The sequence below is a fragment of the Streptomyces sp. NPDC037410 genome, from assembly GCF_055602235.1.
The window spans coordinates 318,300-334,102 of the sequence record NZ_JBVJWR010000007.1 but is presented as its reverse complement, the minus strand read 5'-3'; the positions used below and the strand labels follow the sequence as shown (position 1 = coordinate 334,102).

The following is a 15,803-nucleotide window of genomic DNA, read 5'->3' as shown; positions in this document are numbered from 1 at the left end:
GTGCCTGGCACGAACCTGACCCGTGAAGAGGCTCAGCAGCGGGCGGCGCTGCTGACCGTGGACGCGTACGAGGTCGAACTCGACCTCACCGGTGCGCAGGAGGGCGGCACCTACCGGTCCGTCACCACCGTCCGCTTCGATTCCGCCGAGGACGGCGCCGAGACCTTCATCGACCTCGTCGCCCCCGCCGTCCACGAGGTGGTGCTCAACGGCCGCGCGCTCGACGTCGCCGCCGCCTTCCGCGACTCGCGGATCGCGCTCGACGGCCTCGCCCTGGGCCGCAACGAGCTGAAGGTCGTCGCCGACTGCGCGTACACCAACACCGGTGAGGGCCTGCACCGCTTCGTCGACCCGGTCGACGACCAGGCCTACCTCTACACCCAGTTCGAGGTGCCGGACGCGCGCCGCGTGTTCGCCTCCTTCGAGCAGCCCGACCTCAAGGCGACCTTCCAGTTCACGGTGAAGGCGCCGAGCGGCTGGTCGGTGATCTCGAACTCGCCGACGCCGAAGCCCGAGAACGACGTGTGGGTCTTCGAGCCGACCCCGCGCATCTCCACGTACATCACGGCCCTCATCGTCGGCCCGTACCACTCGGTGCACTCGACGTACGAGAAGGACGGGCAGGTCGTCCCGCTGGGCATCTACTGCCGTCCGTCGCTCGCCGAGTTCCTCGACGCGGACCACATCTTCGACGTGACCCGCCAGGGCTTCGACTGGTTCCAGGAGAAGTTCGCGTACGACTACCCGTTCGCCAAGTACGACCAGCTGTTCGTGCCGGAGTTCAACGCGGGCGCGATGGAGAACGCGGGCGCGGTCACCATCCGCGACCAGTACGTCTTCCGCTCGAAGGTGACGGACGCGGCGTACGAGCGGCGCGCCGAGACCATCCTGCACGAGCTCGCCCACATGTGGTTCGGCGACCTCGTCGCCATGGAGTGGTGGAACGACCTGTGGCTGAACGAGTCGTTCGCCACCTTCACCTCGGTCGCGTGCCAGGCCTCGGTGCCGGGCACCCGCTGGCCGAACGCCTGGACCACCTTCGCGAACGCGGAGAAGACCTGGGCCTACCGCCAGGACCAGCTGCCGTCGACGCACCCGATCATGGCCGACATCAACGACCTGGAGGACGTGCTCGTCAACTTCGACGGCATCACGTACGCCAAGGGCGCCTCGGTCCTGAAGCAGCTCGTGGCCTACGTCGGCGAGGACGAGTTCTTCAAGGGCGTCCAGGCGTACTTCCAGGCGCACGCCTTCGGGAACACCCGCCTGTCCGACCTCCTCGGCGCGCTGGAGGAGACCTCCGGACGCGACCTGAAGACCTGGTCGAAGGCGTGGCTGGAGACGGCCGGCATCAACATCCTCCGCCCGGAGATCGAGACCGACGAGAACGGGTCCATCACCGCCTTCGCCGTCCGCCAGGAGGCCCCTGCGCTGCCCGCCGGCGCCAAGGGCGAGGCCGTGCTGCGCCCGCACCGCATCGCGATCGGCTTCTACGACCTCGACGGGGCCGGCAAGCTGGTCCGCACCGAGCGCCTCGAGCTGGACATCGAGGCCGCCGAGCTGACGGCCGTCCCGCAGCTGATCGGCAAGGCCCGCCCGGCGGTCGTCCTGCTCAACGACGACGACCTGTCGTACGCCAAGGTCCGCCTCGACGCGGTGTCCCTGGCGAACGTCACCGCGCACCTCGGCGACTTCGCCGAGTCCCTGCCGCGCGCCCTGTGCTGGGCCTCCGCCTGGGACATGACCCGCGACGGCGAGCTGGCCACCCGCGACTACCTGGACCTGGTGCTCTCGGGCATCGCCAAGGAGTCCGACATCGGCGTGGTGCAGTCCCTCCAGGGCCAGGTGAAGGCCGCGCTCGACCTGTACGCGGCGCCGGAGTGGCGCGCGACGGGCCTCGCGCGCTGGGGCGCCTTCGCCCAGGAGCAGCTGCGCGCCGCCGAGGGCGGCAGCGACCACCAGCTGGCGTGGGCGCGGGCCTTCGCGGCGACCGCCCGCGAGGACGCGGAGCTCGACGTGCTCGCCGGGCTGCTCGACGGCTCCGTGGTCGTCGAGGGCCTCGCCGTCGACACCGAGCTGCGCTGGGCGTTCGTGCAGCGACTCGCGGCCACCGGCCGCTTCGACGAGGCGGAGATCGCCGCCGAGCTGGAGCGCGACCGTACGGCGGCGGGCGAGCGGCACGCGGCGACCGCGCGCGCGGCCCGTCCGACGGAGGCGGCGAAGGCGGAGGCCTGGGCCTCGGTCGTCGAGGACGACAAGCTGGCGAACGCCGTGCAGGAGGCCGTCATCGGCGGCTTCGTGCAGGCCGACCAGCGCGAGCTGCTCGCCCCGTACACCGCGAAGTACTTCGCGTCGATCAAGCAGGTCGCGGAGACCCGCAGCCACGAGATGATCCAGCAGATCGTGGTCGGCCTCTACCCGACGCTCCAGGTGTCGCAGGAGACCCTGGACGCGACGGACGCGTGGATCGCCGAGCACGACCCGGTCCCGGCGCTGCGTCGTCTGGTGACGGAGTCCCGCGCGGGCGTCGAGCGCGCCCTGAAGGCACAGGCGGCGGACGCGGCGGCCGCGAAGTAGTCCGGTCATACGGAGAAGGGGCGCCCTCCCCCGTGGGGGCGCCCCTTCTCCGCGCTTGGAGCCCGCCCGGAGGCGGTGCTTGAAGTCCGCCCGGCGGGCGGGCGTCGGCGCGCGGCCGCGCCGCCGGGCGGAAGCGTTTCCCTTATCCGCCGAGCGCCGCGTACCGGGCGCGGAGTCCGGCCGCGCCCTGCTCCGTCAGCACGCCGTGCAGCCGCATGCGGGCGACGCCGCCGTCGGGGAAGGCGTCGAGCCGGACGTGGGTGACGACGGCCTGCGCGGGCAGCTTGAAGCGGTGCAGGGTGTCGGGCTGGAGGCGGGTGCGCGGGATGATCTCGAACCACTCTCCGTTCTCACCGTTGCGGCCCTGGAGGGCTATCCAGCCGGCCGAGTTGCCCTTGAGGTACGCGGTGTCGATCTCCACGGCGCGCACGGCGCCCTGGGCGACGAGCCGGAAACGCACCCAGTCGTTGGTGCCGCGGACCCGGCGGCGGCGGTTCTCCCAGCCGTCGTCCATCTTGCGGGAGGTGCCGGGCAGGATGATCTGCGTCGGCGAGGAGTAGAACCTGTCCGAGGCGTCCTCGTACGAGCCGCCGTTGAGCACGGCGATCAGGTCGAGGGTGCCGAGGAGCTCCAGCCACTCGGGGTCGGGCACGACCTCGCCGTGGACGCGGAGCCGGGCGACGCCGCCGTCGGGGTGCTGGCAGAGCCGGACGTGGGTGAAGCGGCGCTCGGCGGTGATCTCGAAGCCGTTGGCGGCGTGGCCGCGGACGGGGGTCGGCGGGACGAGCTCCTCCCACTTCGCGTCGAGCAGCTCGGCGGGGCTGGGCGAACCCTCGACGGCAGTAGCCTGGATGCTGACCTTCTGCGGGTAGTTGCCGCGGAAGTGGGCGGTGTCGACGACGATGCCGCGGATCACGCCGGGGGCGCCGAGGCGGACGAGCGCCCAGTCGTGGTCCTCGGGGGCGGGGAAGACGTTCTCGGCGTCGGCGCCGCGGCGGCGGCGGGTCTCCCAGCCGTCCATGATCTTGCCCTTGTGGCCGAAGTGCTCCGGGTCGAAGACGGCGCGCTCTCGGACGAGGAGGTTCTCCCGCTCGGCGAAGAACTCGTCGTTGGCGGCCACGACACCGGCGCCGAGACGGCGGTCGGCGAGATCGACGAGCTCGGTGAAGGGGAAGTCACCGGCGCGGTAGTCGGCGTACGGGTCCCCGCCGGAGTAGGGGGCGGCGTCGTTGGCGTGGGGGTCCTGGTTCGCGTCGAGGCTGCTCATGGCTCCGACTCTCCCGCGTCGGCGACTCCTCGGTCCATCGAATGTTTTCGACAGACATGTTCAGTTCTGCTGAACGATTGCGGGGTCAGTTCTGCTGAACGGTCTCGCGGGCCGCCGCCGCCTGCCGGAGCGCGGCGAGGACCCGCGCCACCGCCGGGCCCTCCTCCGCCCCGCTGCGTACCGCCGCGACGACATGGCGGCGCGGCTGGTCGGCGGAGAGGACCCGCATGACGACCCCGGTCCCGCCCCGGCGGTCCGCGGAGGCCATCCGGGGCACGAGCGCGATCCCGAGACCGGCCTCGACCATGGCGAGGATCGCGGTCCAGCCGGAGGCGCTGTGGGCCTGCTCGGGCACGAAGCCGGCGGCCTCGCAGGCGGCGGTGGTGATCTCGGACCAGGGTCCCGAGCCGCCGAAGATCCAGGGCTCGGCGGCGAGGTCGGCGAGCCGCAGGCCGGGCGCGTCGGCGAGCGGGTGGCCGGCGGGCAGGGCGACGTCGAGCGGGTCGGCGAGCAGCGGCATCCGGCTGTACTTGGGGTCGCGGGCGGACGGCGCGTGCGCGGCGAGCGAGAGCGCGAGGTCGACCTCGCCGGCGGTGAGCAGCTCGTACGCCTCCGCCGCCTCGGCCTCCCGGATGCGGACGTCGAGCCCGGGGTGGGCGGTGCGGAGCTGGCGTACGGCGGGGACGAGGAGCGCGGGCACGGACGTCGAGAAGGCCGCGACCCGCACCTGGCCGGCCTCGCCCCGCAGGTAGCCGTCGAGTTCGGCGTCGGCGCGCTCCAGCTGGGCGAAGACGAGCTCGGCGTGGCGCAGCACCAGATGGGCGGCGTCGGTGAGGCGGACCCGGCGGCCCTGGGCCTCCAGGAGCCGGACCCCGAGCTGTTTGGCGAGGTTGGTGAGCTGCTGGGAGACGGCCGAGGGGGTCATGAGCAGGGCCTCCGCGGTCGCGGTGACGGTGCCGCGGTCGCGGAGGGTGCGGAGGATCTGGAGCTTCTTGATGTCCCACTCGGTCATGGGGCGCAACATATCGGGCCTCGTTCCCGTGGGCCTCGCCCTGTCGGTTTCACCGGGCCTCGCCCTATCGGGAGGAGCTCATGGCGACCCCGCCGAGGATGAGGACCATGCTCGCGCCGCCGAGGAGGCCGAGCTGTTCGCCGAGGAGGGCGTACGAGAGGAGGGCGACGCAGACGGGCTGGAGGTAGTAGACGATCCCGGCGCGGGCGGCGCCGATCAGGGTGACGGCCTTGTTCCAGGCGAGGAAGGCGACGGCGGAGGAGAGCACGCCGACGTAGACGAGGGGGCCGACGGTGCCGGTGGTGGGCTCGAAGCCGCCCTGGACGGCGAGGCTGATCCCGTACGCCGGGAGGAGCATGAGCGCGCCGAGCGCGAAGGTGGTGAAGAGGAAGGCGAGGCCGCCGAGTTCGGCGGGGCGGCGCTTGAGCAGGGCGCTGTAGGAGGCGAAGCAGACGGCCGCGGCCATGACCCAGAGGTCGCCGGTGGCGAGGTCGGGGGCGAGCGAGCCCTTGCTGACGAGGAGCAGGACGCCGGCGCAGGCGATGAGCATGCCGGTGGTGCGGCGCGGGCCGAGGCGGTTGCCGCCGAGGCGGGCGAAGAGGGCCATGAGGACCGGGGACGCGGCCATGACCATGCCCATGTTGCCGGCGGAGGTGGCGGTCCCGGCCTGGTTGACCAGGGTGTTGTAGACGGTGATGCCGAGCAGCGCGGCGAGGGTGAGGAAGCGGAGGTGGCGGCGGATCAGGTGCCGCTGCCGCCAGGTCGCGCGGGCGGCGAGCGGGGCGACGGCGACGAGGGCGACGATCCAGCGCCAGAAGGCGGCCTGGACCGGGGGGACGGTGTCGTGGAGGGCACGGGCGGCGACGAAGCTGCCGGACCAGACGACGGTGGCGAGGAGGGCGAGGAACACGCCGAGGCCGGCGCCCTTGGCGGGTGCCGGCCTCTCGGTGACTGCGGTGGCGGTGCTGTCGGTGGCGGTGTCGGTCGGGTTGCGTGCGGTGTCCAGGCTCATGTCCGTCACCGTCGCACTGCCGAAACCTCCAGGTCCATCGAAACTTCCTGACCGTTCTTTTCAGCAGCGCTGAACGATTCGGCCTTGGGCGCGGTCTTGGCGGTCTTGGCGGTACGGGGGCTCAGCTGGCCGGCCAGGGTGGCGCCGAAGGCGACCAGCATGCCGAGGACCTGCACCGGGCCGAGGGCCTGGCCGAGCGCCGCCCAGCCGATGACGGCCGCGGTGATCGGGGAGAGCGGGCCGAGGAGGGTGGCCGAGGAGGCGCTGAGCCGCTCGATGCCGCGGAACCAGAGGAAGTACGAGATCGCGGTGTTGCCGAAGGCGAGGTAGGCGTAGCCGGCCAGGTTGGTGCCGGTCAGGGCCGGCGGGGCGCCCTCGATCAGGAAGGCGATGGGCAGGATGACCAGGCCGCCCGCGGTGAGCTGCCAGCCGGTGAGCGCGAGGGCGCCGACGCCCTCGGGGCGGCCCCAGCGCTTGGTGAAGACGACGCCGGCGGACATCGAGAGCGAGGAGAGCAGTCCGGCGCCCACGCCGACCAGGTCGAAGGCGGCTCCGGCCTTGAGGACCACGAGGCTGACGCCGAAGGCGGCGGTGACGGCGGTGAGGAGGGACTTCACCGTGGGCTTCTCGGCGAGGAAGAGGGCCGCGAGGCCGACGACGAAGAGCGGGCCGACGGAGCCGACGACCGCGGCGACTCCGCCGGGCAGGCGGTAGGCGGCGAGGAAGAGCAGCGGGAAGAAGGCGCCGATGTTGAGGGCTCCGAGGACCGCGGACTTCCACCACCAGGCGCCCTGCGGGAGCTTGCGGGTGAGGGCGAGGAGCGCGAGGCCGGCGGGCAGGGCGCGCAGGAGGCCGGTGAGGAGCGGCCGGTCGGGCGGCAGGAACTCGGTGGTGACGTAGTAGGTGGAGCCCCAGGAGATCGGGGCGATCGCGGTGAGTGCGACGGTTGCGGCCTTGCGGGACATGACGGTTCCCCCCTGCTGTGACGTTCCGGACTCCGTGGAGTGCCGGACTGGCTTGGCGGTAATTAACTTACCACTAAGCTACTTACTTGCAAGAGGCTTTCTTGCGATCGAGTCATGCGGAAGAGGAGACTGGCCCCATGGAGACGAACAACCCCGGCCCCGCCCATGACGCCGTCGACGCCATCGCCGATCAGTGGGCGGCCGTCCGCCCCGACCTGGACACGGTGCCGATGGCCGTCTTCGGGCGCATCTACCGGCTGTCGAACGCCATGCGCGGCAAGGTGGACAAGGCGTACGCGCCCTACGGCATGGCGCTCGGGGAGTTCGACGTGCTCGCGACGCTGCGCAGGTCAGGAGAGCCGTACACGCTCTCGCCGCGCGAGCTGACCGCCACCCTGATGATCACCACCGGGGGCATGACGGGCCGCCTGGACAAGCTGGAGAAGGCCGGGCTGCTCACCCGCAGCCCCGACCCGAACGACCGGCGCGGACTGCGGGTCACCCTCAGCGAGCGCGGCAGGGAACTGGTGGACCAGGCCGTCGAGGCCGGGCTCGGGGAGCAGCGGGCGGCCCTGGAGTCCGCGCTCACCCCGGAGGAGGCGGACCAGCTGACGGGGCTGCTGCGCAAGCTGCTGGCCACGACCGTCTAGTCGTGGGGGCCTCCACGCATGCGAGGGCGCCGCGCGGTACCTCGTACCGTGCGGCGCCCTCGACGGAGACCTATGAGGCGGTGACGCCTGGAAGGCAGTTACACCTTGGAGGCGGTTACGCCTTCTTCTTGGACTTGTCGAGCACCATCACCAGACCGGCGATCACCAGGAACAGACCCAGCGGCGCCGCCACGTACAGGCCGAGGGTCTCGATGACACTCAGCTTGGGGGCCGGGTCGTCGCCGTCGTCGCGGGTGAGCGCGAGCGCGGGGGACGACATGAGCAGCATCATCAGCGTCGTACCGGCCGCGAGCGAGCCGGCGCGCAGAGCGTTCTTCTTGTCCACAGGCCCAAAGTAGCGAACACCTAAACGGGCCGCGCGCCCGGGGGTGCCGTATGGGCATCGGAGGCTTCCGTACCCGCCCTCAGCTCGCTCAGCAGGGCGTGTGCCCGGGGCGAGGCGGCGAGGTCCTCCAGGGTGAGCGGCTGGCCGTCCGGACCCGCGAGCGGCAGCCGCCAGTTGGGGTACTGGTCCCAGGTGCCCGGCAGGTTCTGCGGTCTGCGGTCCCCCACCGCGTCCGGCAGCCAGGCGCCGGCCATCCGGGCCGGGGTGGCGAGCAGGAACCGGTGGACGGCCCTGATCTCGGCCTCCTCGTCCCCCGGGCCCTCCGGGAGCAGCCCCTTCCGCTCGAACACGTCCAGCCACTCGGCGGTCTCCGCCGCGTCCGCCGCCCGCTCGCGCTCCAGGTCGCCGGAGAGCAGCCCGAGCCGGTGCCGCAGGGTGACGTGCTCGCCGGAGAGCCGGGCGGCGGTGGACGGCAGGTCGTGGGTGGTGGCGGTGGCGACGCACTCCGCGCGCCATTCCCCCGCCGGCAGCGGCTGGCCGGTGCCCTCCCAGTCCCGCTCGAACCAGAGCACGGAGGTCCCGAACACCCCGCGCCGGGCCAGCTCCCCCCGTACGCCCGGCTCGACCGTCCCGAGGTCCTCGCCGATGACGAGGGCGCCGGCGCGGTGCGCCTCCAGGACGAGCACCGCGAGCATCGCCTCGGCGTCGTACCGGACGTACGTGCCCTCGGTGGGCTCGTGCCCCTCGGGCACCCACCACAGCCGGAACAGGCCCATCACGTGGTCGATGCGCAGCGCGCCCGCGTGGCGCAGGAGTTCGCGGAGGAGTCCGCGGTACGGGGCGTACCCGGCGGCGGCGAGGGCGTCGGGCCGCCAGGGCGGCAGGCCCCAGTCCTGGCCCCGGGCGTTGAAGGCGTCGGGCGGGGCGCCGACCGACATGCCGGCCGCGAAGGCCTCCTGCTGGGCCCAGGCGTCCGAGCCCTCGGGGTGGACGCCGACCGCCAGGTCGTGGACGATCCCGACCTCCATGCCGGCCTCGCGGGCGGCCGCGGCGGCGGCGGCGAGCTGCCGGTCCGTCAGCCAGGCGAGCCGGCAGTGGAAGTCGACCCGGGCGGCCAGGGCGGGGTCGGCGCGCACGGCGGTCTCCGCGGCGCGCGGCGCGCGGAGCTCCTCGGGCCAGGTCCGCCAGTGCGGGCCGTGCCGCTCGGCGAGGGCCTGGTAGGTGGCGTGGTCCTCCAGGGCGCGGCCGCGTTCGGCGAGGAAGTCGTGGAAGTCGGCGCGGCGGCCCGGACCGGGCTCCACGGCGGCGAGCACGAGCTCCAGGGCCCGCCGCTTGACCTCCCAGACGGCGTCCCGGTCGATCAGGGCGCCCTTGCAGAGGACCCGTTCGCGCAGTTCGGCCGCCTCGGCGAGGATCCGGTCGAGCTCCTCGCGCCGCTCGGGACCCACCAGGGCGTACTCGGGGATCTCCTCGATCCGCAGATGGACGGGGTCCGGGAAGCGGCGGGAGGACGGCCGGTACGGGGAGGGGTCGCTCGGCGCCCCGGGCACGCCCGCGTGGAGCGGATTGACCTGGACGAACCCGGCGCCGTGCACGCGGCCCGCCCAGCTGACGAGCTCCCGCAGGTCGCCGAGGTCGCCCATGCCCCAGGAGCGGGTGGAGAGCAGCGAGTACAGCTGGACGAGGAGTCCGTACGAGCGCCGCCCGGGGCCCGGCACGCGCGCGGGGCTCACGATCAGGGTGCCGGTGGCCGCGCGCCCGTCAGGGGCCTGCGCCTCGACGGTGTGGACGCCGAGCGGCAGCCCGGACCAGTCCGGGCCGGTGACGAGGCCGCCGTCCTCGGTGGTGACCCGCAGCCGGGTGCCGGGCGGCAGGTCCTCCGGCGGGCGGAGCTCCTCGCCGTGCCGCAGGACCAGGGTCGGCGGCAGCAGGCGCTCCCGGTCGGCCCGTTCGGCCGCGTCGAGGGCGGCGGCGACCGCCTCGGGGGTGGCCGCGTCGACGCCCAGGGCGGCGAGGACGGCCACCACGGTGGCGTCCGGCACGGGCACGGTGACGCCTTCTGACGGGCTGTGGGCGGTGGCGACGCCGTGACGGGCGGCGAGACGGGCCAGGGTCACTTCACACTCCGGGGGACTCCGGGCCGCCCGCGCTGCCGGGGGCGGTGGGTTCGCTGGTCAGGGGGGCCGCCAGGGCCAGCGGCGGCTCGCTGGTGAGGGGTGACGCGGCGGGCAGGGGCGGCTCGCTGGTCAGCGGCTCGCCGGCCGGCGCCGACTGCTGGGGAACGCGTATCCGTCCGAGGTGGTGGGCGGTCGTGGTCACGGGGGTCTCCCGATTCGTCTCGACAGGTTTGACCTGGGCAACGACAGAGCCCTACCCAGCGCACCTCGTTTTACCGGCGGAACGTGGCGAAGTGACGTCACCTCGCCGACGGCTCGCCGGGCAAAGCCGACACATCGGCCACGCGCATTGACACCCCCGTGCGACGGGTGGTGGGCTCGTGACCTACTCGTGACCAACCGGCGGAGCCGCCGGGCCTGCCGAAGGGAGACGCGCGTGCACCTCGGGCGCAGGAAGCGCACCGCGACGGCCGTCGCCGCCGCCGTCATCGGCGGCCTCCTCGGCGGCGCGGCCCCGGGCTCGGCGTCGGCGTTCCCGAAGGCGCCCTCGATCCCGGCGGCTCCCGTGATCCCGGCGGCTCCCGTGATCCCGACGACTCCCGTGATCCCGGCTGCTCCCGCGATCCCGACTGCTCCCGCCGCTCCCCCTGCTCCCGCCTCCCCGACATCCCCCGCGGCCCCCGCCACGTCCCCGCACGCCCCCTCCACCGCGCGCGTGCCCGCCGTCTGGCCCCGGCCGCAGTCCCTGACGGCCGCCGGGTCCTCCGTACGCCTCGGGGCCGAGGTGACGCTGCTCGCGGACACCGACGCCGATCCGTACGCCCTCGCCGCCCTGCGCGAGCTGCTCCGGGCCGCCGGGGTACGGACCGTCCACACCGGCCTGCCGGGCCGGGGCCCGGTCCTGCGGGCCGCCGGGCCCTCCGGCGAGGGCGCCGAGCGGGCCCTGACCGCCCTGCGCGTCCCCGAGCGGCTCGATCTGCCGCGCGGCGGCTACCGGCTCGCGACGGGCCGCTTCCAGGGGCGGGACACCGTCGTCCTGGACGGGGTCGGCGAGGACGGCCTGTTCCATGCGGTCCAGACGCTGCGTCAGCTCCTCGGCGCGGGCGGGGAGGTCCCCGGCGTCGTCGTCCGCGACTGGCCCGGCACGGCCGAGCGCGGCATCACCGAAGGCTTCTACGGCCGCCCCTGGACGCTGGAACAGCGGCTCGCGCAGCTGGACTTCCTGGGCCGGACCAAGCAGAACCGCTATCTGTACGCGCCCGGGGACGACCCGTACCGCCAGGCGCAGTGGCGCGAGCCCTACCCGGCCGCGCAGCAGGAGGAGTTCCGCGCGCTCGCCGGGCGGGCCCGCGCGAACCACGTGACGCTCGGCTGGGCCGTGGCGCCCGCCCAGTCCATGTGCCTGGCCTCGTCCGGCGACGTGACGGCGCTGACGCGGAAGCTGGACGCGATGTGGGAGCTCGGGGTGCGCTCCTTCCAGCTCCAGTTCCAGGACGCCTCCTACGACGAGTGGCACTGCGACAAGGACGCGGACACCTTCGGGCGCGGACCGGAGGCCGCGGCCGGCGCCCACGCGCGCGTGGCGAACGCCGTCGCCCGCCGCCTCGCCGAGGAGCACCCGGACGCCGAGCCGCTGACGGTGATGCCGACGGAGTACTACCAGGACGGCGCGACCGCGTACCGGACGAAGCTCGCCGCGGAGCTCGACCCGGAGGTGCGGGTCGCGTGGACGGGCGTCGGCGTCGTCCCGCGCACGATCACCGGCGGCGAACTGGCGGGCGCGCGCAGGGCCCTGGGCGACCACCCGCTGGTCACCATGGACAACTACCCGGTCAACGACTACGCCCAGGACCGGCTGTTCCTCGGTCCCGCCACGGGCCGGGAGCCGGCCGTGGCCGCCGGTTCGGCCGCCTTCCTCGCGCACGCCATGGAACAGCCCGCCGCCTCCCGCCTCCCGCTCTTCACCACCGCCGACTACGCCTGGAACCCGCGGGGCTACCGGCCCAGGGAGTCCTGGCGGGCGGCCGTCGACGACCTCGCCGGGCCGGACCCGGCCGCCCGCGAGGCGCTCGGCGCGCTCGCCGGGAACGGCTCCTCGTCGATCCTCGACCCGGCGGGCGAATCGGCCTATCTGAAACCGCTCCTCGCGGCGTTCTGGGCGTCCCGCACGGGCACCGGCACGGCCGGCACCGCCGCCCGGGACGAGGCGGCGCGCGAACTGCGGGCCGCGTTCACGGTGATGCGCCGGGCGCCCGAGCCGCTCACGGCCACGGCCGGCGGCACCCTCGACGACGAGACGGGACCCTGGCTCGAACAGCTGTCCCGGTACGGGCGGGCGGGCGAGACGGCCGTCGACATGCTCCTCGCCCAGGCGCGCGGCGACGGCGCGGCGGCCTGGCGGGCGCAGCTGGACCTGGAAGCGCAGCGGAAGGAACTCAAGGCGGCCCGGGTGACGGTCGGCCCGGGGGTCCTCGATCCGTTCCTCACGCGCGCGGTGGCCGAGTCGGCGGCCTGGACCGGCGCCGACCGCACCCCGCAGGACCGCGCCGACCGCGCCCCCGGTTCGTACACGGTGCGGCTCGACCGGGCCCGGCCCGTGGAGGCGCTGACGGTGCTGACCGAGCCGGACAAGGCCGGCGACGCGCGCGTGGAGGCGTACGTCCCGGGTGAGGGCTGGCGGCCGCTCGGCCCGCTGTCGGCGTCCGGCTGGACGCAGACCGAGCTGAACGGGCTGCGGGCGGACGCGCTGCGGGTCGTGTGGAGCGGCGACGGTCCCTCGCCCGGGGTGCGCTCGCTGGTGCCGTGGTTCGCGGACGGGCCGCGGGCCGGTCTCGCCCTCGCCCGGACCGAGACGGACGCGGAGATCGGCGGCCCGGCGCAGCGGGTGGACGTGGAGCTGACGGGCCGGCGCGCGGGCGAGGTGCGCGGGGCGCTGACGGCGAAGGCCCCGAAGGGGATCGCGGTACGGCTGCCGGAGCAGGCCGCGGTCGAGCGGGGCGCGCGGACGACCGTGCCCCTGGAGGTGTCGGTGGCCGCGGGCGTGCCGGCCGGGTCGTACCGGGTACCGGTGTCCTTCGCGGGCGAGGAGCGGGTCCTGACGGTCCGGGCCTTCCCCCGGACGGCCGGCCCGGACCTGGCGCGGGCGGCGACGGCCTCCTCCTCGGGCGACGAGACCCCGGACTTCCCGGCCGCGTCGGCGGTGGACGGCGACCCGGCGACCCGCTGGTCCTCGCCGGCGGACGACGGCGCCTGGTGGCAGCTGGAGCTGCCCGAGCCGGCCCGGATAGGGCAGGTGGTGCTGCACTGGCAGGACGCGTACGCCTCGCGCTACCGGGTCCAGGTCTCGGCCGACGGCCGGGTCTGGCGGACGGCGGCGACGGTCGCGGACGGCAGGGGCGGCCGGGAGTCGGTCCGGATGGACGCGGCGGACACCCGCTTCCTGCGGGTCCAGGGGGAGACGCGGGCGACGCGCTTCGGGTACTCGCTCTGGTCGGTGGAGACGTATGCGGTGGCGGCTCCCGGGGGCACGGCGGAGGAGCGGCCCGCACCCTGAGGTGCGCGCCGCCGCGTTCCGTACCGGAAAGGCCCCCGCGTACGCGAAAGGCCCGGCTCAACCCGTCGTCAGCGCCCTCACGGGGGTCTCTGCGACGGAGTCGATCCGGGCCATCACGTCCACGGCGCCGTACGGTTCCAGGTACGGCAGCCAGCGGGGGTCCCGGTGTCCGGTCCCGATGATCCGCCAGGCCAGGCCGGTCGGCGGGGCGGGTTGGTGGCGCAGCCGCCAGCCGATCTCCCGCAGGTGCTTGTCGGCCTTGACGTGGTTGCAGCGGCGGCAGGCCGCCACCACGTTCTCCCAGGCGTGCGTGCCCCCGCGGCTGCGCGGGATGACGTGGTCGACGCTGGTGGCGACGGCCCCGCAGTAGGCACAGCGCCCGCCGTCGCGCGCGAAGAGCGCTCTGCGGGTCAAGGGAACGGGCCCCCGGTAGGGGACCCGCACGAAGCGCTTCAGTCGCACCACACTGGGGGCGGGGAGGACTTGGGTCTCGCTGTGCAGGAAGGCGCCGGACTCCTCGAGACAGAGGGCCTTGTTCTCCAGTACGAGGACGAGTGCGCGGCGGAGCGGTACGACGCCGAGCGGCTCGTACGACGCGTTGAGGACCAGGACATGCGGCACGGATGCCTCCTATGACGCCGGCGGCGCGTGGCTCGCGCCGGGACGAACTGCTCTCAGTCTCTCCTCATGCCTGGTCGCGGCGCCACCACGTACCGGAATCGGGGTGGTGGCCCCGGAGTGTTCTCGACCACATCGGCATCTCTCCCCGGTATGTGCCCAGGTGAGGTCCGTCTCTCCCTCGAACAGGGCTACGGGAGCACGTCCGACGCCCCGTTACTGTGGATGGCCTGCGTACGCGATGCCTGGAGGTTGTCCCGTGTCCTGGTCCGCCCTGGCGGCTGCCACCGAACCCGAACCCATGCCGGTGACCCTGGACGAGGCCGCGGAGAGGGCCACCAGCGCGGCCAGCTGGGTGGAGGAGAACTGGTCCACCTGGCTGAACACGGGCCTGCGGATCGTGCTGATCCTGGTCGTCGCGCTGCTGCTCCGGATGGCCGTGCGGCGGGCGCTGACGAAGCTGATCGAGCGGATGAACCGCTCGGCGCAGGCGGTGGAGGGGACGACGCTCGGCGGTCTCCTGGTCAACACCGAGCGGCGGCGGCAGCGCTCGGAGGCGATCGGGTCGGTGCTCCGCTCGGTGGCGTCGTTCCTGATCCTGGGCACGGCCGCGCTGATGATCCTCGGCGCGTTCAAGATCGACCTGGCGCCGCTGCTCGCCTCGGCGGGTGTGGCCGGTGTGGCGATCGGTTTCGGCGCGCGGAACCTGGTGACGGACTTCCTGTCCGGTGTCTTCATGATCCTGGAGGACCAGTACGGCGTCGGGGACTCGATCGACGCGGGCGTGGCCTCCGGCGAGGTCGTCGAGGTGGGCCTGCGGGTGACCAAGCTGCGCGGGGTGGACGGCGAGATCTGGTACGTGCGCAACGGCGAGATCAAGCGGATAGGGAACCTCAGCCAGGGCTGGGCGACGGCGGGCGTGGACGTGACCGTCCGGCCGACGGAGGACCTGGACACGGTGAAGGCCGTGATCACCGAGGCGGCGAACGCCATGGCGAAGGAAGAGCCCTGGGACGAGCGCCTGTGGGGCCCGGTGGAGGTGCTGGGTCTGAGCGAGGTGCTGCTCGACTCGATGACGATCCGGGTCTCGGCGAAGACGATGCCGGGCAAGAAGCTGGGCGTGGAGCGCGAGCTGCGCTGGCGCATCAAGCGGGGCCTGGACGAGGCCGGCATCCGGATCGTGGGCGGGATCCCGCCCCAGACGGAGGAGAAGCCGTCCGACCCGACGGCCGGCATGTCGGCCCCGTCGGCCTTCGCCTCGTCCACCTCCCCGCAGTCGGCGGCGGCGACACCCCTGCCGAAGCCGGACCTCTCGAAGTAGCGCCTTCCCGGCCTACGAGAAGGGGCGCCCCGCCACACCGGCGGGGCGCCCCTTCGTCATACGGTGCCGGTCAGCCGCGCACCCCGGCTCTCGGCCACCCGGAGGACGTCCCGTAGCGCTTCAGTCAGCCGAACGGAGAGAAAGCGCAGCTCCCCGACGTCCGCGCTCGGCTCCCCGAGCAGTGCCTCGGCGTGACCGATCAGGTCGGCACCCATGCCGAGCTGAATGGATTCGATCTGATCGGCGAGGCGCGAGACACATCCCCCGTGACTGTCCGTGATCACATAGCAGGGGTTGTCCTCGGGTCCGGCCCACGGCAGCAGACGGACCAGGTGCTCCGGGTTCACGCGGCAGCCTCCCTCGCG

General features: G+C 73.8%; 13 protein-coding genes. 4 read left to right on the top strand and 9 right to left on the bottom strand.

Annotation, left to right across the window (positions count from 1 at the left end; all coding sequences use genetic code 11):
- Positions 1 to 2,577, top strand: a complete 2,577-nt coding sequence (pepN, locus tag ACZ7HT_RS14760) for an aminopeptidase N (protein WP_471164775.1) — start codon at positions 1 to 3, stop codon at positions 2,575 to 2,577.
- Positions 2,578 to 2,719: 142 nt separating this feature from the next.
- Here the strand turns inward: pepN and alc are convergent, their stop codons facing one another.
- The 4 genes from alc to ACZ7HT_RS14740 all read right to left on the bottom strand — a co-directional run bounded on the left by alc (position 2,720) and on the right by ACZ7HT_RS14740 (position 6,833).
- The gene (gene alc, locus ACZ7HT_RS14755; RefSeq protein ID WP_471164773.1) at positions 2,720 to 3,844 is read right to left on the bottom strand and encodes an allantoicase; all 1,125 of its coding nucleotides are present in this window, start codon (positions 3,842 to 3,844) and stop codon (positions 2,720 to 2,722) included.
- A gap of 85 nt (positions 3,845 to 3,929) precedes the next feature.
- Entirely contained in the window at positions 3,930 to 4,856 is a 927-nt protein-coding gene (locus tag ACZ7HT_RS14750; RefSeq protein ID WP_471164770.1) for a LysR family transcriptional regulator, read from the bottom strand.
- Between the two features lie 64 nt (positions 4,857 to 4,920).
- Positions 4,921 to 5,868 carry a DMT family transporter gene (locus ACZ7HT_RS14745; RefSeq protein ID WP_471164767.1) on the bottom strand — a complete coding sequence of 316 codons (948 nt, stop codon included), beginning with the start codon at positions 5,866 to 5,868 and terminating at the stop codon, positions 4,921 to 4,923.
- A gap of 5 nt (positions 5,869 to 5,873) precedes the next feature.
- Positions 5,874 to 6,833, bottom strand: coding sequence for an EamA family transporter (locus ACZ7HT_RS14740; RefSeq protein ID WP_471164765.1), 960 nt, complete (start codon positions 6,831 to 6,833; stop codon positions 5,874 to 5,876).
- 137 nt (positions 6,834 to 6,970) lie between these two features.
- Here ACZ7HT_RS14740 and ACZ7HT_RS14735 point away from each other — a divergent pair, with 137 nt between their 5' ends.
- Complete coding sequence (locus ACZ7HT_RS14735; protein WP_471164763.1) at positions 6,971 to 7,483, top strand: MarR family winged helix-turn-helix transcriptional regulator; 513 nt, start codon at positions 6,971 to 6,973, stop codon at positions 7,481 to 7,483.
- 115 nt (positions 7,484 to 7,598) lie between these two features.
- Here the strand turns inward: ACZ7HT_RS14735 and ACZ7HT_RS14730 are convergent, their stop codons facing one another.
- The 3 genes from ACZ7HT_RS14730 to ACZ7HT_RS14720 are packed head-to-tail and all read right to left on the bottom strand — an operon-like array spanning position 7,599 to position 10,148.
- Entirely contained in the window at positions 7,599 to 7,829 is a 231-nt protein-coding gene (locus tag ACZ7HT_RS14730; protein ID WP_116160977.1) for a hypothetical protein, read from the bottom strand.
- Positions 7,830 to 7,849: 20 nt separating this feature from the next.
- The gene (gene malQ / locus ACZ7HT_RS14725) at positions 7,850 to 9,946 is read right to left on the bottom strand and encodes a 4-alpha-glucanotransferase (RefSeq protein ID WP_471164760.1); all 2,097 of its coding nucleotides are present in this window, start codon (positions 9,944 to 9,946) and stop codon (positions 7,850 to 7,852) included.
- Position 9,947: 1 nt separating this feature from the next.
- Positions 9,948 to 10,148 (bottom strand): hypothetical protein, encoded by a 201-nt coding sequence (locus tag ACZ7HT_RS14720; RefSeq protein ID WP_471164757.1) that lies wholly within the window; start codon positions 10,146 to 10,148, stop codon positions 9,948 to 9,950.
- 234 nt (positions 10,149 to 10,382) lie between these two features.
- Here ACZ7HT_RS14720 and ACZ7HT_RS14715 point away from each other — a divergent pair, with 234 nt between their 5' ends.
- Entirely contained in the window at positions 10,383 to 13,499 is a 3,117-nt protein-coding gene (locus tag ACZ7HT_RS14715) for a beta-N-acetylglucosaminidase domain-containing protein (protein ID WP_471164754.1), read from the top strand.
- Between the two features lie 57 nt (positions 13,500 to 13,556).
- Here ACZ7HT_RS14715 and ACZ7HT_RS14710 read toward each other — a convergent pair whose 3' ends face one another.
- Complete coding sequence (locus ACZ7HT_RS14710; RefSeq protein WP_116160974.1) at positions 13,557 to 14,120, bottom strand: HNH endonuclease; 564 nt, start codon at positions 14,118 to 14,120, stop codon at positions 13,557 to 13,559.
- Positions 14,121 to 14,358: 238 nt separating this feature from the next.
- Between ACZ7HT_RS14710 and ACZ7HT_RS14705 the strand changes: the two genes are divergently transcribed.
- Positions 14,359 to 15,438, top strand: a complete 1,080-nt coding sequence (locus tag ACZ7HT_RS14705) for a mechanosensitive ion channel family protein (RefSeq protein WP_471164750.1) — start codon at positions 14,359 to 14,361, stop codon at positions 15,436 to 15,438.
- 56 nt (positions 15,439 to 15,494) lie between these two features.
- On the opposite strand, the gene ACZ7HT_RS14700 is transcribed toward ACZ7HT_RS14705, so the two are convergent.
- Complete coding sequence (locus ACZ7HT_RS14700; protein ID WP_471164748.1) at positions 15,495 to 15,785, bottom strand: hypothetical protein; 291 nt, start codon at positions 15,783 to 15,785, stop codon at positions 15,495 to 15,497.
- Positions 15,786 to 15,803 lie beyond the last annotated feature (18 nt).

Coding starts and splice junctions, on each gene's coding strand:
- ACZ7HT_RS14750 (WP_471164770.1), bottom strand. CDS start 4,856: ATGACCGAGTGGGACATCAAGAAGCTCCAGATCCTCCGCACCCTCCGC.
- ACZ7HT_RS14740 (WP_471164765.1), bottom strand. CDS start 6,833: ATGTCCCGCAAGGCCGCAACCGTCGCACTCACCGCGATCGCCCCGATC.
- alc (WP_471164773.1), bottom strand. CDS start 3,844: ATGAGCAGCCTCGACGCGAACCAGGACCCCCACGCCAACGACGCCGCC.
- ACZ7HT_RS14735 (WP_471164763.1), top strand. CDS start 6,971: ATGGAGACGAACAACCCCGGCCCCGCCCATGACGCCGTCGACGCCATC.
- ACZ7HT_RS14705 (WP_471164750.1), top strand. CDS start 14,359: ATGCCTGGAGGTTGTCCCGTGTCCTGGTCCGCCCTGGCGGCTGCCACC.
- ACZ7HT_RS14745 (WP_471164767.1), bottom strand. CDS start 5,868: ATGAGCCTGGACACCGCACGCAACCCGACCGACACCGCCACCGACAGC.